This is a genomic window from Pseudoalteromonas sp. S1609, assembly GCF_005887255.1.
In the GTDB taxonomy this organism is placed as follows: domain Bacteria; phylum Pseudomonadota; class Gammaproteobacteria; order Enterobacterales; family Alteromonadaceae; genus Pseudoalteromonas.
The window spans coordinates 47,468-64,491 of the sequence record NZ_PNDJ01000012.1 but is presented as its reverse complement, the minus strand read 5'-3'; the positions used below and the strand labels follow the sequence as shown (position 1 = coordinate 64,491).

Annotated in this window: 19 protein-coding genes; 11 read left to right on the top strand and 8 right to left on the bottom strand. The window is 40.1% G+C overall.

The genetic code is table 11. The features are described from left to right. Positions 1-2 precede the first annotated feature (2 nt). From CWB76_RS04105 to CWB76_RS04095, 3 genes are all read right to left on the bottom strand, one after another. Entirely contained in the window at positions 3-1,019 is a 1,017-nt protein-coding gene (locus tag CWB76_RS04105; RefSeq protein ID WP_138605637.1) for an aspartate carbamoyltransferase, read from the bottom strand. A gap of 112 nt (positions 1,020-1,131) precedes the next feature. After that, on the bottom strand, positions 1,132-1,566 hold the full coding sequence (locus CWB76_RS04100; protein ID WP_010391077.1) for a CopD family protein: 435 nt from the start codon (positions 1,564-1,566) through the stop codon (positions 1,132-1,134). Between the two features lie 16 nt (positions 1,567-1,582). Beyond that, a complete protein-coding gene (locus CWB76_RS04095; RefSeq protein ID WP_138605635.1) occupies positions 1,583-3,265 on the bottom strand; it encodes a chloride channel protein in 1,683 nt (560 codons plus the stop codon). A 237-nt stretch (positions 3,266-3,502) separates the two neighbouring features. Here CWB76_RS04095 and erpA point away from each other — a divergent pair, with 237 nt between their 5' ends. After that, on the top strand, positions 3,503-3,841 hold the full coding sequence (gene erpA, locus CWB76_RS04090; protein ID WP_002958911.1) for an iron-sulfur cluster insertion protein ErpA: 339 nt from the start codon (positions 3,503-3,505) through the stop codon (positions 3,839-3,841). Between the two features lie 58 nt (positions 3,842-3,899). On the opposite strand, the gene CWB76_RS04085 is transcribed toward erpA, so the two are convergent. After that, positions 3,900-4,088, bottom strand: a complete 189-nt coding sequence (locus tag CWB76_RS04085) for a hypothetical protein (protein ID WP_138605633.1) — start codon at positions 4,086-4,088, stop codon at positions 3,900-3,902. Between the two features lie 365 nt (positions 4,089-4,453). Here CWB76_RS04085 and CWB76_RS04080 point away from each other — a divergent pair, with 365 nt between their 5' ends. Next, positions 4,454-4,693 (top strand): helix-turn-helix domain-containing protein, encoded by a 240-nt coding sequence (locus tag CWB76_RS04080; protein ID WP_008111877.1) that lies wholly within the window; start codon positions 4,454-4,456, stop codon positions 4,691-4,693. Positions 4,694-4,765: 72 nt separating this feature from the next. Here CWB76_RS04080 and CWB76_RS04075 read toward each other — a convergent pair whose 3' ends face one another. The 4 genes from CWB76_RS04075 to CWB76_RS04060 are packed head-to-tail and all read right to left on the bottom strand — an operon-like array spanning position 4,766 to position 8,526. Continuing rightward, positions 4,766-6,142 carry an AmpG family muropeptide MFS transporter gene (locus CWB76_RS04075; RefSeq protein ID WP_138605631.1) on the bottom strand — a complete coding sequence of 459 codons (1,377 nt, stop codon included), beginning with the start codon at positions 6,140-6,142 and terminating at the stop codon, positions 4,766-4,768. A gap of 51 nt (positions 6,143-6,193) precedes the next feature. Then, positions 6,194-6,814 (bottom strand): peptidylprolyl isomerase, encoded by a 621-nt coding sequence (locus tag CWB76_RS04070; protein WP_138605629.1) that lies wholly within the window; start codon positions 6,812-6,814, stop codon positions 6,194-6,196. 2 nt (positions 6,815-6,816) lie between these two features. Continuing rightward, complete coding sequence (locus CWB76_RS04065) at positions 6,817-7,377, bottom strand: YajG family lipoprotein (protein WP_138605627.1); 561 nt, start codon at positions 7,375-7,377, stop codon at positions 6,817-6,819. After that, positions 7,378-8,526, bottom strand: a complete 1,149-nt coding sequence (locus CWB76_RS04060) for a methyltransferase (RefSeq protein WP_138605625.1) — start codon at positions 8,524-8,526, stop codon at positions 7,378-7,380. A gap of 43 nt (positions 8,527-8,569) precedes the next feature. Between CWB76_RS04060 and CWB76_RS04055 the strand changes: the two genes are divergently transcribed. The 9 genes from CWB76_RS04055 (at position 8,570) to nqrF (ending at position 16,979) form a co-directional block, all read left to right on the top strand. Then, a complete protein-coding gene (locus tag CWB76_RS04055) occupies positions 8,570-9,157 on the top strand; it encodes an alpha-ketoglutarate-dependent dioxygenase AlkB family protein (protein ID WP_138605623.1) in 588 nt (195 codons plus the stop codon). 69 nt (positions 9,158-9,226) lie between these two features. Beyond that, positions 9,227-9,538: a BolA family protein gene (locus CWB76_RS04050; RefSeq protein WP_131690655.1), complete on the top strand. Its 312-nt coding sequence runs from the start codon at positions 9,227-9,229 to the stop codon at positions 9,536-9,538. A 109-nt stretch (positions 9,539-9,647) separates the two neighbouring features. Further along, a complete protein-coding gene (gene fabV, locus CWB76_RS04045; RefSeq protein WP_138605621.1) occupies positions 9,648-10,841 on the top strand; it encodes an enoyl-ACP reductase FabV in 1,194 nt (397 codons plus the stop codon). Positions 10,842-11,194: 353 nt separating this feature from the next. Continuing rightward, positions 11,195-12,538, top strand: a complete 1,344-nt coding sequence (locus tag CWB76_RS04040) for a Na(+)-translocating NADH-quinone reductase subunit A (RefSeq protein ID WP_054202028.1) — start codon at positions 11,195-11,197, stop codon at positions 12,536-12,538. A gap of 1 nt (position 12,539) precedes the next feature. Beyond that, positions 12,540-13,745, top strand: coding sequence for an NADH:ubiquinone reductase (Na(+)-transporting) subunit B (locus CWB76_RS04035; protein ID WP_008111893.1), 1,206 nt, complete (start codon positions 12,540-12,542; stop codon positions 13,743-13,745). Then, positions 13,738-14,487: a Na(+)-translocating NADH-quinone reductase subunit C gene (locus CWB76_RS04030; RefSeq protein ID WP_008111895.1), complete on the top strand. Its 750-nt coding sequence runs from the start codon at positions 13,738-13,740 to the stop codon at positions 14,485-14,487. The genes CWB76_RS04035 and CWB76_RS04030 overlap by 8 nt, the downstream gene beginning before the upstream one ends. Continuing rightward, a complete protein-coding gene (locus CWB76_RS04025) occupies positions 14,487-15,119 on the top strand; it encodes an NADH:ubiquinone reductase (Na(+)-transporting) subunit D (RefSeq protein WP_006791491.1) in 633 nt (210 codons plus the stop codon). Before CWB76_RS04030 ends, CWB76_RS04025 begins: the two co-directional genes overlap by 1 nt. 10 nt (positions 15,120-15,129) lie before the next feature. Then, a complete protein-coding gene (gene nqrE, locus CWB76_RS04020) occupies positions 15,130-15,738 on the top strand; it encodes an NADH:ubiquinone reductase (Na(+)-transporting) subunit E (RefSeq protein ID WP_006791490.1) in 609 nt (202 codons plus the stop codon). A 17-nt stretch (positions 15,739-15,755) separates the two neighbouring features. Further along, on the top strand, positions 15,756-16,979 hold the full coding sequence (gene nqrF / locus CWB76_RS04015; RefSeq protein WP_008111899.1) for an NADH:ubiquinone reductase (Na(+)-transporting) subunit F: 1,224 nt from the start codon (positions 15,756-15,758) through the stop codon (positions 16,977-16,979). The last annotated feature ends 45 nt before the right edge of the window (positions 16,980-17,024 follow it).

The window sequence follows — 17,024 nt, the reverse complement described above, 5'->3', positions numbered from 1 at the left end:
GCTTAGCTATCGCGTTTGCGGCTAAACCAAGGAACGTCTACTTCATACTGCTCAACTTTGTTTTCTACGCCGAGGGTTAAAGCAAACAGTGCCATACGAATAAGAACGCCATTTTGTACTTGGCGGAATATTGCTAGATTGTCGTTAGCATTTAAGTCGTTATCAAGTTCGTTTGCCTCTAAACGGCTATCGCGAGGAAGCGGGTGCATTAATACTGAATTAGGTTTGCAATGGCTATTGTAAATAGACTGGCTAATTCTAAATCCACCACGGTACTTGTTGGCTTCCTCTTGCGACGGAAAACGCTCTTCTTGAATGCGTGTTTGATAAACGATATCGGCTGCTAAGTTACCTTCCATTTTATCAACTAGTTCAATTTTATGTCCTGCATTTTCAACGGTAGATAAAATTGAGTCAGGCATTTGCAAGCCATTAGGGGCAACCATTGAAAAGCGAATATTTTTGTAATGACATAATAGCTTTGATAGCGAGTGAACGGTTCGGCCATATTTTAAATCGCCGACTAGCGCAATGTGCATACCATCAATATTTTGATCGAAGCGGTTAAGCTCTCGCTCAATAGTTAATAAATCAAGCAGCGCTTGAGTAGGGTGCTCATTGGGTCCATCGCCACCATTTATTACTGGTACGCTGCAACCTGTTGCAAATTCAGCTACCGAGCCTGAGTCTGGATGGCGCATTGCAACCGCATCCGCATAGGCTGAAATAACACGTGCGGTATCATATAGTGACTCGCCCTTAGCAAGCGCAGAGCTTTGCATACCGGTGGTTTCACGAACCAGTCCACCGAGTAAGTTAAACGCAGTGCCAAAACTAACACGAGTACGCGTACTAGGTTCAAAAAATAGATTCGCTAAAATAGCGCCTTCAAGTACATTGGTACGCTTTTGTTTTTTTGCATATGGCTCCATTTTTTTTGCTACAGCAAATATGCGTTCAATACAGTCTCGATCGAGTTGATTAACAGAGAGTATATTTTCACCTTGGAAACTGAACATGGGGTTATTCCTAGTTATTCAAAAAGGCGCGATAATCCATAAAGGAGCACGCAATCGCGCGTATTATACAAACTTAGTTTGCGACTTGGCAGTGTAATTTATAACCCTGTATTTAAAAGCTTGGCTTAATTATGGCTAAAGCAACTATAACGAGTAACGCTAAAACAGGTAGCTCGTTGAAAATTCGGTAAAACCGATCGCTTTTAGTATTTCTATCGTGTTTAAAATCAGCTAATAATTTGAAACAGTAGCCATGATAAATATATAAAATGATTACCAGCACTAGTTTGTAATGCAGCCACATACTGTAACGAAACCATTCGCGGCCGTATTCAACAATAGTTAATACGCCAAACACTGCGGTAAGCACAGCAAAGGGGGTAACAAAATAAAGTAGCCGACGTTCCATTACTTTTAGCATTGAGTTACACGATTTTTCTTCACTCATAGCGTGATATACAAAAAGTCGAGGTAGGTAAAAAATACCGGCAAACCAAGCAATCATAAAAAATACGTGCAAGGTTTTGTAAATTAATAATGCGCTCATACTGTTCTCATTATTGTTAAAGTAAACTGTTACGTATGGTTAGAATATGATGGATTTGATCCCACCTTAATAATCCCATAATTTGTTGATTATCTAATAAGTTATACACATAAAGTGCACCACTGCGTTTATCATTCAAAATTTCAAAGGCATCTGCGAGGGTGGCTTGGCTGCTGATACCTTGTAAGCTAATGTACTTTATATTCACCGCCTGATCAGACATTAAACTTAAGTCATATTCGGCTAGGCGATAACCATTTTCATCGTCAAATACAATTAACGGTGTTTGGCTGTCCATGGCATCTAGACTGTTTTTTATTTGCTCTTTATCATCTGAGTAGAGCAGTTTAAAGTCTTCATCCATATCATCCATCACCCCTACTTTTTGTAATGCCTCAGTGGCCGGAGATACATGGTAAGGTAATCCCTGAAAGTCTAATTGCTGTAAAAATATAGAGCGGTTACCAAATACCTGCAAAGCTGTAACGTAGGCGGTGGTAATGACGATCATCGCCGGTACAATAATTTCCGGTGAAGAGGTCAGCTCCATCACGGTAGTTAGTGCCGCTAAGGGAGAGTGCAATGTGGCAGCTAGTAAGCCTGCCATGCCGAGCACCCCATAAGTACCAGCTATGTCAGTTCCTGGGCTAATAAACTGGGCAAAAAATGCCATTAAAGTGCCGGTTAAAACGCCAAGTCCAATAACCGGACCAATTAACCCACCAGGAATACCTAAGCCAATAGCAAACAAGGTGGCTAATAACTTAGCAATTAAAATAGTGGTAAGTAGTTGCATGTTTTCAGGTGACTCTACAGCAATGGTTATCGCACTCATCCCTGAGCCCATTGCTTGTGGAACTGCATAGGCAATTAAGCTGGCAATACACCCTGCAATTATTAAACGAGGAAACATACTTAGTGGTTTAAAGGTTTTAATAATCAGCATTAAGTTTTGATTAAAAGCATAAGCCACCGCGCCCAGCCCCATGCCGCACAAAATTAAATAGGGGTAATGCCAACCACTTAGTGGCGCAATGCTTATTAGCGCAAGTTCTGAGCCTTCACCAAATACAAATTGAGTGGCTAATGCGCCGGTAACGGCTGCGAGCATTATTGGCACAAAAATATGTACTTTGTATTCTCTGAGCACCACTTCCATTACAAAAATAACCGCAGCAAGCGGGGTATTGAACGACGCAGCAATTCCCGCGGCAACGCCACAACCACTGAGGGTACGCATAGCGTTGTGAGGTAAGTGTAATTTATTTGCTAATATGCTTGCCCCTGCTGCTCCCATGTGAACTGATGGGCCTTCGCGGCCAACAGAAAAACCACTGATCAGTGCCAGCGCACCACCAACAAACTGATTAACCGTGTTATACAGTGGCATTTGCCCGTAATGGCGCTTGATTCTGTGTATTACAAAAGGAATACCTAAGCGGTAATGTTTAAAGCCAGTGAAAGCCGCAAATGTAGCTATTAATAACGCTGCAACTAAAGGCATTAATACCCGTTCTAAAGTGGGTAGGGTGGTAAAATCGTCAGGGGTTTCTAGAAATAAACTTTGGAAAAATAAAATGGTTAAGCGGAACAGTATAATAAAAAATGCAGCAATTAATCCGGCACTTACGCCTAATAAGCATAATTGTACGGATGTTTTTGGTTTTGCTAATCGACGTCTCAGTCGCTCAAGCCACATGCTTTATTTCCCCGTAGCATTTTTAGGCGTCAAGTTTATCAAAATAGTCTAGGGAAGTCCTTGAGATTTTTAACAACAGATTAATTTAAATTTAATTTATACTGCACCTATTCACAGAGTGAGCTAAACAAGCGATGTTAGCATTGGAGCGTAGAAGCAGGATTAACTATACTTGATTAAAACACTCAGGTATTAGATAATCTCGCGCATTAGTATTAAGGTATTGAGGGTTATAAGATGTCTGAAGAATTACCCATTAAGTTTAGCGACGCAGCCGCTGTGCGTGTTAAACAGTTAATCGACGAAGAAGAAAACCCAGATCTAAAACTGCGTGTTTATGTCACAGGCGGTGGGTGTTCAGGTTTTCAATACGGTTTTACTTTTGATGAAAAAGCGAATCCTGGCGATTTAGAAATTGTTAAAAACGGGGTTACCTTAGTCATTGACCCTATGAGTATCCAATATTTAGTTGATGGCGAAGTTGACTACACCGAAGGATTAGAGGGGGCGCGTTTTTTTGTCTCAAACCCTAATGCGACCACTACATGTGGTTGTGGTGCTAGTTTTAGCGTATAAAAATATCGTTATCCAAAAAAACCGCTTAATAAGCGGTTTTTTTATATGTTCAAAAAAATTATAACTCAGTTGGGCTGTATTCTGTTATTTGCATCATTAACACAAAAAAACCAAGTACAAACGTTGAGAAAACTAAAATATAGATAAATCCTTTTTTACCCTGTTTTATTGGAATTGCATAATGGCGTAAAAAAAAGTACCAACCTAAGCACAAAATAATAGGCAGTAAAAAGAGTAGTCTAAACATGATTTAACCTCTTTAAGTTAGGGTCAATAGACCTTAATAATAAACAGCTTATATTTAAATGAAACAAAAAAGTTATAAAATATTTAACCTTATTCAGACTTAGTAAATATTTGTTGTTAGACTTTAATCGCAGAATTACTAATTAATCATTCAGATCAACGGTGAATGGTATATAATGTATCCAAGAATGAGACGGGCAAGGTTTCATTTTTACAATAATAAAGAGTTAATACATATTTGAGAATCTTTTTTGTTTAAATTGTAAGCGTTTACACTGTGTCTTAGTTAGTCTCAGTGGGCTTACAATGTTGACGGCATTGAGCACTTTGCAATATGTATAGTTAAACAACGAGTAGGAGTTGTATATGATGGGTAAAACCGTATCTTCGGAAGAAAATGCAAAGCTAACAAAGTGGCTTAAAACTAAGCGCCATGAAAAAGGCTACACAATGCGCAGCTTAGCGCAAATATTGGGTACGCCACATTCTTTTATAGGCAAAATAGAAAACCAAGAACGTCGCTTAGATGTGATTGAGTTTGTTCGCTATTGCAATGCATTAGAAGTTGACCCGTATGAAGCATTAAGCTTAATTAAAGCTGATTAACGCTTTTAGGCTGTAATCGTAAAGTTAAACCTAACGTCTACAGCTAATACTAATGCAGGGATGCATTAGGTATTACCTATTATGATAATTTTGCTCTAATAAATATAGTTTGTGCCTAATTAGATATAAAAATATCAATGAAGGTAAAACCATAAGCGCTGTTAATACAAAAAATAATGACCAATTCCCCATCAGCCAATCATCAATAACTACGCCACTATAACTCGATAATAACGTACGCCCTAAGTTACCCAATGATGCTAGTAGCGCATAATGAGTAGCGCTAAATGCTCTGTCACACAGCATAGATATAAAGGCAACCATCGCCACTAAAGACCAAGCTTGGGTAAAGCCATCAACTACAATTGCCATTGCATATAAGTGTTCCTGCGGTCCTGCTAAGGCAATCCAAGAAAACATTAAGTTAGATGCAGCCATGGCGATGCCACTTATAAATAGGCCTTTTACTATGCCATATTTGTGGTTAAAAATACTGCCTAAAAAGGCAAATACGATAGTGATTAAACCCGTGCCTAGCTTGGAGTAATTTGCTATTTGGGTATTACTAAAGCCCACTTCCTTATAAAATACAATCGACATTCGTGCTAAAAATGCTTCACCAATTTTAAATAAGAAAATAAACGCCAGCAGTGCTAGTGCAGTTTTAACCCCATTTTTAGCAAAAAAGGTTTTAAATGGGTCAACCACGGTGACACCCAGCCATGCGAGTATTTTCGTTAGTGGTGTTTGTTTGCTTGCCGCAAGCTTTTCAAGATAAACACGCTCTAGCTCGGCATGAACAGCTTCACGGTTTGATTTTGGTTCTTTAGCCCAAAACACACAGCTAATTAATAACAGCATAATCGCAGATAAAAAATAATAGACCTGCGGCCAGTCTATGTTTGGCATATCAGCCATATAAAAGGGCACAGCCCCTAATAAAGCATAACCTGTCCACCAACCTGATGTAGCCATTGCGGCGGCTGCGGTGGCTTTGTGAGATTCATTTTCACTAAGAGTGTCTATTCGAAAAGCATCTATAGCAATATCTTGCGTTGCAGAGGCTATGGCGATCAGCAAGCAAAGTGCGGCGGCAATCGCTAGGTTTGCTTTTAGATCAAGCCCTGCAAGTAGTAACGTGCCAAGCAAAATAAAGCTTTGGCAAAACAAGATCCAACTGCGGCGCTGACCAAGCCAGTTGTACAAAAAGGGCAGTTTAGTGCGGTCTATTAAAGGCGACCATAAAAAATTGATACTGTAGGCACCAAACACAATGCCAAATAAGCCTATCATGCTGCGACTCAAACCTTCATCTTTAAGCCAAGCCGACATTACCGAGCCAATTAACACCCACGGAAAACCACTGCTCATTCCAAATATAAAAACATTAATTAAACGTTTATCTTTAAAATAAGAAAAATATTCGCGAACAGAAAGTGTGCTATTCATAGGGGCTCATTGGCTCATAGAAAGAGCAGCCAAAGCTGCTCTGATAAAAAGTTATAAAGGAACTTGTTCAAGCACCTTGATATTTAATATAACAACCGGTTTTTCAGGGACAAAGTTGTAGCCAATTTTGTCATTAAAACCCGTTTTTACAGCCATGATTTTATCGAGCGTCTCATAACCTTCTATAACACTGCCAAACACGGCAAATCCCCAATCACGTCCAGGGTTTAAATGGTCATTGTCATCCATATTAAAAAAGAACTGACGCGTTCCTGAGTGTGGTTCTCGATCTTGATAGGCCATAGCAATGCTATACATATCGTTAGTTAAGCCGTTACCGCTTTCATTAAAAATAGGGTCGTTTTCATGCAGGCCATCGTAATCTTTATCATAACCACCGCCTTGAATTACAAAATCACGATCATTTTCTACATCGCGTTCTACACGATGAAACACACTGCCTTGATAGCTTTTATCAGACACATAAGTCAAAAAGTTATTGACCGTAATAGGGGCTCTTGAGCGGTCTAGCTCAACCACAATACTGCCCAACGATGTCACAATTTCTACTCGAGGGAAAATATTATCTTTTTGCACAAAGCGGCCTTCTTGTGCCGCTAAACTATTTACGCTAAAAAATAAGCTTACGCAGATTAAAAAAAGTTGCTTCATTATTAACCTTCTAAAAATGCAATTAATTCAGGGTCAGATACAATGCGGGTAATTAACTGCTCAGTCAACTTATTGAGCTGACCTTCAATTTTTGCCCTATCATGACCAAGTGGTCCAGATAAATTAGCATTACCGCTATAACGCTTACTGAAATTACTTGTAGGGCGAATCACTCGTACTTCAAATTCAATCTTGGCATCACTGGTATGGCTCATTAGCTTTTCTGTAACCACAGCTTGCAGTGCATTAATATCTAACTCAAAGCGCAATTGCGCTAAATTAGAAATGCTAGCGCCATTGCGACTAAGCGCACTGTCTAGCGCACTTTTAACTGACTCAGTAATACCCGTGCTGGCAATGGTTTTTGTTTTGCTTGATTCAATAAGCTTTAAGGTTGCACTGTCACCACGTAAATCAATCACGCTGGTGTTTAAGCTGTTATTGATTGAGCTTATTTGTCCACTTTTATACACAGGGTTGAGAATAAGCTGATTAGGCTGATTGGCACATCCCGAAAAAACCACTAAAGTACAACAGCTCAATAATATCTTTATGAGTTTCATTTATAACGTTCCACTATTTTTAGTTGCGCTGAGTACCACAAACTTTTTATTAGAGCCTAATAAAGTACAGTTACCAAACATACGGTTTAGTTTGTCATGATAATCTAAATGACGATTGCCAATAATACGCAGCTCGCCACCTTCTTTTAATGTGTCTTTTGCTTGTTTAAACATTTGCCACGCGATGTGGTCGGTAACCGCTTGTGCTTGGTGAAATGGCGGATTACACAATACAATATCGGCACTTTCACGTTCAAAGTCGGTTAAACAATCATTCTCTATAAAGGTACATTGTTCAAACTTGTCTTCCATGTTTAATTCAATGTTGAGTCGAGCTGATTCAACCGCCATATACGACTCATCAACAAAGCTAATACTAGCATTAGGGCAGCGCGCTAATGTCATTAAGCCAACCACGCCATTACCACAGCCTAAATCTATAATATTTTTGGCTTTATTTGTTTGTGGCAAATAATTAAAAAAGAAGCGCGCACCTATATCAAGTGAATCACGCGAAAACACATTTGCATGATTGCTTATTGTAAAATCAGTGCCTTCAAGTGGCCAGCTGACTGGGAAATCTGCGCCTTTATAACCGCCAGCGGCTTGGCTAATAATTAAACGTGATTTTTTTACTGCAAGACTTGTTTTCGTTTCACCAATAAAGTTTTCAAATGCTTTAATAGTAGAGTTATGCACGTCTTTAGTTTTTGCAGCACCAATAACTGGCGTATCTGGCGCGAGCACCTCGCTTAATTCAGATAGCTGATATTGTAAAAAAGCCAACGTGCGTGGTACTTTTATCAACACTAGGTCTACTTGCTCAGGTAGAGCCGATAAACTATCAAGCTGGCTAAACGCAGTCGTCGCGATTTTGTTTTCCGCTAAGTTATAAGCAGCTGCCTGATGGCTAATATATGAGTCGTTTACTGAACAAACTGTTAATTGTTGCTTGCTAAAGTAACAGCTAAGTGCACCAAAACTGTCGTTTAAGATCAGTAACGAGCGACAATCAGGGTAGTGTTCATTAACATAGTCAATAAGGTATTCGTCTGCTGAATCCCACGCTTGTAAGCTGCGGTTTTTTTGATCCAAAGGAAAGCGTTCAAGAGTAAAAGTGTTATCGCCGAGCGTAGCTTGCGTAGTCATAATAGTTTAATGATCGGTAATCAAATGATAGGTAAATTCTAACATGCAACCGCCAAACGCCAACCCCCAACTGTTACCAAATGGCTTTTCTTATCAAAGTAAGGTACTTAGCGCACAAAAAAGCCTCGATTTATTTTATTATTTGCAGCAAAACCTAAATTGGCAACAGCCAAACATTACAGTGTTTGGTAAAACGGGGCCAATACCTAGGCTACAATGTTTTATCAGCGAAGAAAATCTTGAGTACGGTTATTCTGGGCATAAACTCGACTTAGAGCCTTGGCCAGACGTATTACTTGCCATGCGAACACGTTTAGAAAATCACCTACAGCAACCATTTAACTCAATTTTGGTTAATTATTATCGGGATGGCCACGATTGTATGGGTTGGCATAGCGATGACGAGGCTGAGCTAGGGCCTGAGCCTACCATAGCGTGTGTGTCGCTTGGTGCAGAACGGTTATTTAAACTTAAACACAAAGTAAGCAACAGCATTACTAACATCAAATTACAAAGTGGTAGTTGTTTAATAATGAGCGGACAGAGCCAACAAAATTACCAGCATGCGCTACCAAAACAAACAACACTTAAACACCCGCGGATCAGTTTAACGTTTCGCTACATTACTTAAATAGCATTAGCCATGGTGTAGCCGCAGTTGTTATAGTAACCATATAACTGAATTTTGAGGGTGGTTTTTATGTCAATGCAACAACAAATACGTGACAAGCTAGCAAATGCTATTGCGTGTAAGCATTTAAATGTTATTAACGAAAGCCATATGCACAGTGCGGGGACTGAATCTCACTTTAAAGTGATTGTAGTCAGTGAAGAATTCGCTGGTAAGCGACTATTGCAGCGTCATCGTGAAATTAATGAAATTTTAAAAGATGAGTTAGCAAACCATATTCATGCGCTTGCTATGCACACATACACTCCTGAAGAGTTTACCGAGCACGACGGAGAGGCACCGCAATCGCCTAATTGTATGGGTGGCTCAAAAATTGGTTAACAGGTAGCTAGAAGGTGGTTTGAGCAGTGCGTAACTGATCAGATCAGTTTTTTTTGTTTTAGCCTTTAAACTAGCGCTAATTTTTATTGTAAAAGATATAGGATGATCAATGGTCATTAAGCCTAAAATTCGCGGATTTATCTGCACCAATGCACACCCAGTTGGCTGTGCAGAGCATGTTCAAGAACAAATTAATTTTGTTAAGCAGCAAGGAGCATTAAAAAATGCGCCTAAAAATGTATTAGTTATTGGTGCGTCTACAGGTTATGGCCTTGCATCTCGTATTACCGCTGCATTTGGTGGTGGCGCTAAAACATTGGGTGTGTTCTTTGAAAAAGAAGGCACTGAACGTAAAACAGGCTCTGCGGGTTGGTACAACACGGCGGCATTTCAAGCAGCCGCTGAAGCTGAAGGCTTATGGTCTAAAAATATTAATGGTGATGCGTTTTCTAACGAAATTAAACAAAAAACAATCGACACCATTAGAGCTGAATTAGGTAAAGTTGACTGTATTATTTACAGCTTAGCATCACCTCGTCGTACTGATCCAAATACAGGGGAAGTGTTTTCTTCAACACTTAAGCCAATTGGTAATGCGGTAACGACTAAAAACTTAAATACGTCAAAGCGTGAAATTGATGAAGTAACTGTTGAAGCAGCAAACCAAGACGATATCGACAACACCATTAAAGTAATGGGTGGCGAAGACTGGGAAATGTGGATTGACGCCCTTAAAGACGCTGATGTACTAGCAGATAACTTTAAAACAACGGCTTACACATACATTGGTAAAGAACTAACTTGGCCAATATATGGGCATGCAACCATAGGTAAGGCAAAAGAAGATCTAGACCGTGCCACTGCAGCTATTAAAGCAGCTACCGAAGATTTAAATGGCGAAGCGTACGTTTCTTCACTTAATGCGGTTGTTACCCAAGCAAGCTCGGCAATCCCAATAATGCCGCTTTACATTTCGGCACTATTTAAAGTGATGAAGGCTGATGGCACTTACGAGGGCACAATTGAGCAAATTCATGCGTTATTTAATGAAAACCTATACGGTGATTCACCACGTTTTGATGAGGGCGGACATTTATTCCAAAACTACAAAGAGCTGGAAGATGACGTTCAAGCACGTGTTCAAACTATTTGGGATAGTGTAGACACAAGTTCAATTGATGAGTTAACGGATTACGTGGGCTACCATAATGAGTTTTTACGCCTATTTGGTTTTGGCATTGATACGGTTGATTACGAGCAAGATGTTAATCCTGTTGCGCCAATTGCAAATATGATTGATTAATCTGTAGCTAGTAATGCAATTTTGAAAAAGTCGCCTAGTGCGACTTTTTTGTTTTTTAGCCTTGATTTGAAAAAAATTTTGCTATTTGTTGGTTTATTTACCACTTTGGTCTAGCTTGTATTTTATTAATTATGAATTACAAAACTAAATAAACGTTTCTCTCGTATAATTTTCATAAATACACTCGCATAGTCAGTCACAATAATGTTAAAATCAAAGCAATATGTGAGGAGTTTTACTGCGCTGCTTGTTTGGTATCTATAGCGAGTCATTTTATAGCTTGCAATAATACAAATAGCGGCGTGGTTGGTACGATTTTTCAGTTTCTTTCCGTTAATGTAGTGCAAGTGCGTATGATCAATATAAAAAAAGGTCTGGATTTACCCTTAGAGGGCGCACCTCAGCAAGTTATTCATGATGGTTCTGCCGTCAAACGTGTAGCTGTGCTAGGTGAAGAGTTTATCGGTATGCGTCCAACCATGCATGTTCGTGTGGATGACCAAGTCAAAAAAGGCCAGGTACTTTTTGAAGATAAAAAGAACCCAGGCGTATTATTTACTGCACCAGCTTCTGGTACAGTAAAAGAAATTAATCGCGGTGCTAAACGTGTTCTGCAATCTGTTGTTATTGAAGTAAACGGCAGTGAGCAAATCACCTTTGGTTCTTTCTCGGAAACTGAGCTTAATAGCTTAGACCGTGAAAAAGCTAAAGAAGTACTAGTTCAATCGGGTCAATGGACAGCACTTCGTGCTCGCCCATTTAGTAAAATAGCGGCGTTGGATGCAAATCCTAGCTCTATTTTTGTGACAGCTATCGATACCAATCCACTTGCTGCAGATCCTGCAGTAGTTATTGCTGAAAATGCGAAAGCGTTTGAAGCAGGTTTGGCTGTTGTGTCACGTTTAACCGATGGCAAAGTATTTGTTTGTAAGCAAGCAGGCAGTCAAGTTCCTAGTTCACCTATTGCTCAAGTAGAAGTACATGAGTTTGGTGGCGTGCACCCAGCTGGCCTTGTTGGCACTCATATCCATCACCTTGACCCAGTATCTGCTAGTAAGCAAGTTTGGCACATTGGTTACCAAGACGTTATTGCGTATGGTCACCTTTTCCTTACTGGTGAAATTTACACAGACCGTGTGATTTCGCTTGCAGGTCCGCGTGTTAAGAATCCTCGTTTAGTGAAAACACAATTAGGTGCTTCATTAGATGACTTAGTAGCAGGTGAATTAGAAGACGGTGATAACCGTGTTATTTCTGGTTCTGTACTTGCAGGTGCTACGTCGTCTGGTGTTCATGCATTCTTAGGCCGTTACCACGTTCAAGTATCTGTATTACTTGAAGGTCGCGAAAAAGAGTTGTTTGGCTGGATTGCACCAGGTAGTGATAAATTCTCTGTAACGCGTACATTCTTGTCTCACCTTACACCGAGTCGTTTATTTAAAATGACAACGTCTACAGGCGGTTCAAAACGTGCCATGGTTCCACTTGGAAGCTATGAGCGTGTTATGCCACTTGATATTTTGCCAACGCTTTTATTACGTGACTTATTGTCTCGTGATTTAGACAGTGCAATTTCATTAGGTGCGCTTGAATTAGATGAAGAAGATTTAGCGTTATGCACCTTCGTTTGTCCTGGCAAATACGAGTACGGCGCAGCCCTACGCGATTGCTTAACTACGATCGAGAAGGAAGGCTAAAATGGGCTTAAAAACTTTCTTAGAAGATATCGAACCACATTTTGAACCAGGTGGTAAGCATGAAAAATGGTACGCGCTGTATGAAGCTGCTGCGACTATTTTTTACACGCCAGGTTATGTAAATAAAGGTTCAACTCACGTTCGTGATAACATCGACCTAAAACGCATGATGATTTTAGTGTGGATGGCGACGTTCCCTGCCATGTTCTTTGGTATGTTCAATATTGGCCATCAAGCTGCAATTGCACTTGGTAATGGCTTTGAGCTAGCGAATATTTGGCAAGTAGGTTTATTCCAGTTACTTGGCGGTGAATTAACCGTTGATGCAGGCTGGGGGGCGAAAATGTTCTACGGAGCCTGTTTCTTCCTACCTATTTATGCAACTACCTTTATTGTTGGTGGTTTCTGGGAAGTGTTATTTGCTTCTGTGCGTAAGCATGAAGTTAATGAAGGTTTCTTCGTAACTTCTGTATTGTTCGCATTAATTCTGCCTGCAACGATTCCTTTATGGCAAGTTGCGCTAGGTATTACTTTTGGTGTAGTTATCGCAAAAGAAATATTTGGTGGTACAGGCCGTAACTTCTTAAACCCTGCGCTTGCTGGTCGTGCGTTTTTATTCTTCGCATACCCTGCACAAATTTCAGGTGACACAGTATGGACTGCCGTAGATTCATTCTCTGGCGCGACTATGCTTGGTCAAGCGTTTGCTGGTACGTTAAATTACGCGACTGATATTGAGCTTTGGTGGAATGCGTTTTACGGATTCATTCAAGGTTCTATGGGCGAAACGTCTACACTAGCTGTACTTATTGGTGGTTTATTCCTAATTTACGTGCGCATCGCGTCTTGGCGTATCGTGCTAGGTGTATTCCTAGGTATGGTAGTAACCTCATCAATACTAAATACTATTGGTTCTGAAACTAATGCTATGTTTGCTATGCCTTGGTACTGGCATATGGTATTAGGTGGTTTTGCATTCGGTATGTTCTTTATGGCAACTGACCCTGTATCTGCTGCATTTACTGATAAAGGTAAATTAGCATACGGTGCGCTTATTGGCTTTATGGTTATCATGATCCGTGTTGTTAACCCTGCATACCCAGAGGGCATCATGCTAGCAATCTTATTTGCTAACTTGTTTGCACCTTTATTCGATCACTTTGTAGTGCAAGCTAATATCAAGCGGAGGTTGGCACGTAATGTCTAGTAATAACGAATCAATTGGCAAAACGCTAGCTGTTGTTGTCTCATTATGTTTAGTGTGTGCAGTTATTGTATCGCTAACGTCTGTACAACTACGCCCTCTGCAAAAAGCAAATAAAGCAAAAGATATTCAAAGCAATATCTTAGCTGCTGCTGGTATTGGCAAAGTTGATAACGTTGCCGAAACGTTTGATGCTAAAATCGAAACTCGCTTTGTTGATATGCAAAGTGGTGAGTTTGCTGAGCCGGTAGAAGATTTTGACTTTGAAAAAAGCAAATACGATGCTGATTTAAGTAAATCTTTAAAAGAGAATGGTATTAAAGACATCGCCGGTATTCAACGTATTACCAAGCGTGCGCCTGTTTATATCTCTAAAAAAGACGATGGCTCTACTGATGCAATCATCCTTCCTATTCAGGGTTATGGTTTATGGGGTTTAATGTACGGTTTTATCTCGCTTGAAAGCGATGGCGAAACTATTAAAGACATCATTTTCTACAAACATAACGAAACACCTGGTCTAGGTGGTGAAATTCAAAACCCACAGTGGACTGCAACGTGGGAAGGTAAAGAGTTACCAATCCAAATCGTTAAAGGGACTGCAGCCGGTGATGAGCATAAGATCGATGGTCTTTCAGGTGCTACATTAACGTCTAATGGTGTTGACCATGCAGTTGATTTTTGGACTGGCGAAAATGGCTTTGGCCCTTTCCTTGCGAAAGTACGTAAAGGAGCATTGAACTAATGGCTGATACTAAAGAAATGAAGGCGGTCCTATTTGGTCCAGTTTTCGCTAACAACCCAATCGCATTACAAGTACTTGGTATTTGTTCTGCGCTAGCGGTAACGTCTAGCTTAAAAAATGCATTAATCATGTCAATTGCATTGACCTTGGTAACTGCATTCTCTAGCCTTTTTATCTCGACTATTCGTAACCATATCCCTTCATCAGTACGTATCATCGTACAGATGACGATTATTGCATCATTAGTAATCGTGGTTGACCAAGTACTACAAGCTTTCTCTTACGCTACGGCAAAAGAGTTATCAGTATTCGTTGGTCTAATCATTACTAACTGTATCGTAATGGGTCGTGCTGAAGCTTATGCAATGAAGTCGCCGCCATTAATGTCTTTCCTTGATGGTATAGGTAATGGCTTAGGTTACTCTGTAGTGTTACTTACTGTTGGCTTTATTCGTGAGTTATTCGGTAAAGGTTCACTATTTGGTGTTGATATTATTCCATTAGTACAAAATGGTGGTTGGTACCAACCTATGGGTCTATTGATCTTACCACCGAGTGCATTCTTCATCATTGGTTTATTCATTTGGGTACTTCGTACTTATAAGAAAGACCAAGTAGAAGCTAAAGCGTAAGGGGCGATAAGTGGAACATTATATTAGTTTATTTGTAAAAGCCGTTTTTATTGAAAACTTAGCGTTAGCATTCTTCCTAGGTATGTGTACTTTCTTAGCCGTGTCTAAAAAAGTAACTACATCAATTGGCCTAGGTGTAGCGGTTATTGTTGTATTAGGTATTTCAGTACCGGTTAACAACTTGGTTTACCATGCGGTATTAGCACCAGGTTCACTAGAGTGGCTTGGTTACCCAGAAGCAGATCTTAGCTTTTTACGTTTCTTAACTTTCATTGGTGTTATTGCAGCACTAGTGCAAATTCTTGAAATGGCATTAGATAAGTTCTTCCCACCACTTTACAACGCATTAGGTATTTTCCTACCACTAATCACAGTTAACTGTGCAATTTTTGGTGCGGTAGCCTTCATGGTTGAGCGTAACTATAACTTCGGTGAGTCTGTTGTTTATGGTATTGGCGCTGGTGTGGGTTGGGCGCTTGCAATTACATTACTTGCAGGTATCCGTGAGAAAATGAAGTATTCAGACGTACCAGATGGTTTACGTGGTTTAGGTATTACCTTCATCACTGTTGGCTTGATGGGTCTTGGCTTTATGTCATTCTCTGGTATTTCACTGTAATAATAGCGAGGTCAATCATGGATATTTTCTTAGGCGTTGGTGTTTTTATCGCTATCGTTGTAATACTAGTTTTAATCATCATTGGTGCTAAATCTAAGCTAGTTGCAAGCGGTGATATCATCATCGGCATTAATGGCGATGCAGACAAAGCCATTAAAACATCAGCAGGTAGTAAGCTATTAGGTGCACTATCTGAGTCAGGTATTTTCGTATCTTCTGCATGTGGTGGCGGTGGCTCTTGTGGCCAGTGTCGCGTACACATTAAAGAAGGCGGCGGTGATATTCTGCCAACTGAACTTGACCACATCTCTAAAGGTGAAGCACGTGAAGGTTGTCGCCTAGCGTGTCAGGTTAATGTTAAAAACGACATGGAAATTGAACTTGAAGAGTCAATTTTCGGTGTTAAAAAATGGGATTGTGAAGTTATCTCTAACGATAACAAAGCGACGTTCATTAAAGAACTTAAGCTACAAATTCCTGATGGCGAGTCAGTGCCGTTCCGTGCGGGTGGTTACATCCAGATCGAAGCGCCAGCTCACCATGTTAAATATGCAGATTTCGATATTCCTGAAGAGTATCGTGGCGATTGGAACCATTTTGGTTTCTTCGATCTGGAGTCAAAAGTAGACGAAGAAACAATTCGTGCTTACTCAATGGCTAACTACCCAGAAGAAGAAGGCATCATCATGCTTAACGTGCGTATCGCTACGCCGCCGCCAAGAAACCTAAGCCTACCATGTGGTAAAATGTCTTCGTACATTTGGTCACTTAAAGAAGGTGATAAAGTAACTATTTCTGGTCCATTTGGTGAGTTCTTCGCTAAAGACACAGACGCTGAAATGGTATTCGTAGGTGGTGGTGCAGGTATGGCACCAATGCGTTCACATATCTTTGACCAACTTAAGCGTTTAAACTCTAAGCGTAAAATTAGTTTCTGGTATGGTGCGCGTTCTAAACGTGAAATGTTCTATGTTGAAGATTTTGACGGCCTAGCTGAGCAAAACGAAAACTTCGTTTGGCATACTGCGCTTTCAGATCCGCAACCAGAAGATAACTGGGAAGGCTACACTGGCTTTATCCATAACGTGTTATTTGAGAACTATCTTAAAGATCACGAAGCGCCTGAAGATTGTGAGTTCTACATGTGTGGTCCTCCAATGATGAATGCGGCTGTTATCACTATGCTTAAAGACTTAGGTGTTGAAGAAGAAAACATCTTACTAGATGATTTCGGTGGCTAATACCCAAACTGATTAAATTTAGTTAAAATACCAGCCTCGTCGCAT

Coding starts and splice junctions, on each gene's coding strand:
- CWB76_RS04060 (WP_138605625.1), bottom strand. CDS start 8,526: ATGACTACGCAAGCTACGCTCGGCGATAACACTTTTACTCTTGAACGC.
- fabV (WP_138605621.1), top strand. CDS start 9,648: ATGGTCATTAAGCCTAAAATTCGCGGATTTATCTGCACCAATGCACAC.
- CWB76_RS04075 (WP_138605631.1), bottom strand. CDS start 6,142: ATGAATAGCACACTTTCTGTTCGCGAATATTTTTCTTATTTTAAAGAT.
- CWB76_RS04070 (WP_138605629.1), bottom strand. CDS start 6,814: ATGAAGCAACTTTTTTTAATCTGCGTAAGCTTATTTTTTAGCGTAAAT.
- CWB76_RS04080 (WP_008111877.1), top strand. CDS start 4,454: ATGATGGGTAAAACCGTATCTTCGGAAGAAAATGCAAAGCTAACAAAG.
- CWB76_RS04105 (WP_138605637.1), bottom strand. CDS start 1,019: ATGTTCAGTTTCCAAGGTGAAAATATACTCTCTGTTAATCAACTCGAT.
- nqrF (WP_008111899.1), top strand. CDS start 15,756: ATGGATATTTTCTTAGGCGTTGGTGTTTTTATCGCTATCGTTGTAATA.
- CWB76_RS04040 (WP_054202028.1), top strand. CDS start 11,195: ATGATCAATATAAAAAAAGGTCTGGATTTACCCTTAGAGGGCGCACCT.
- CWB76_RS04055 (WP_138605623.1), top strand. CDS start 8,570: ATGCAACCGCCAAACGCCAACCCCCAACTGTTACCAAATGGCTTTTCT.
- CWB76_RS04025 (WP_006791491.1), top strand. CDS start 14,487: ATGGCTGATACTAAAGAAATGAAGGCGGTCCTATTTGGTCCAGTTTTC.
- CWB76_RS04035 (WP_008111893.1), top strand. CDS start 12,540: ATGGGCTTAAAAACTTTCTTAGAAGATATCGAACCACATTTTGAACCA.
- CWB76_RS04030 (WP_008111895.1), top strand. CDS start 13,738: ATGTCTAGTAATAACGAATCAATTGGCAAAACGCTAGCTGTTGTTGTC.
- erpA (WP_002958911.1), top strand. CDS start 3,503: ATGTCTGAAGAATTACCCATTAAGTTTAGCGACGCAGCCGCTGTGCGT.
- CWB76_RS04095 (WP_138605635.1), bottom strand. CDS start 3,265: ATGTGGCTTGAGCGACTGAGACGTCGATTAGCAAAACCAAAAACATCC.
- CWB76_RS04065 (WP_138605627.1), bottom strand. CDS start 7,377: ATGAAACTCATAAAGATATTATTGAGCTGTTGTACTTTAGTGGTTTTT.
- CWB76_RS04085 (WP_138605633.1), bottom strand. CDS start 4,088: ATGTTTAGACTACTCTTTTTACTGCCTATTATTTTGTGCTTAGGTTGG.
- CWB76_RS04100 (WP_010391077.1), bottom strand. CDS start 1,566: ATGAGCGCATTATTAATTTACAAAACCTTGCACGTATTTTTTATGATT.
- CWB76_RS04050 (WP_131690655.1), top strand. CDS start 9,227: ATGTCAATGCAACAACAAATACGTGACAAGCTAGCAAATGCTATTGCG.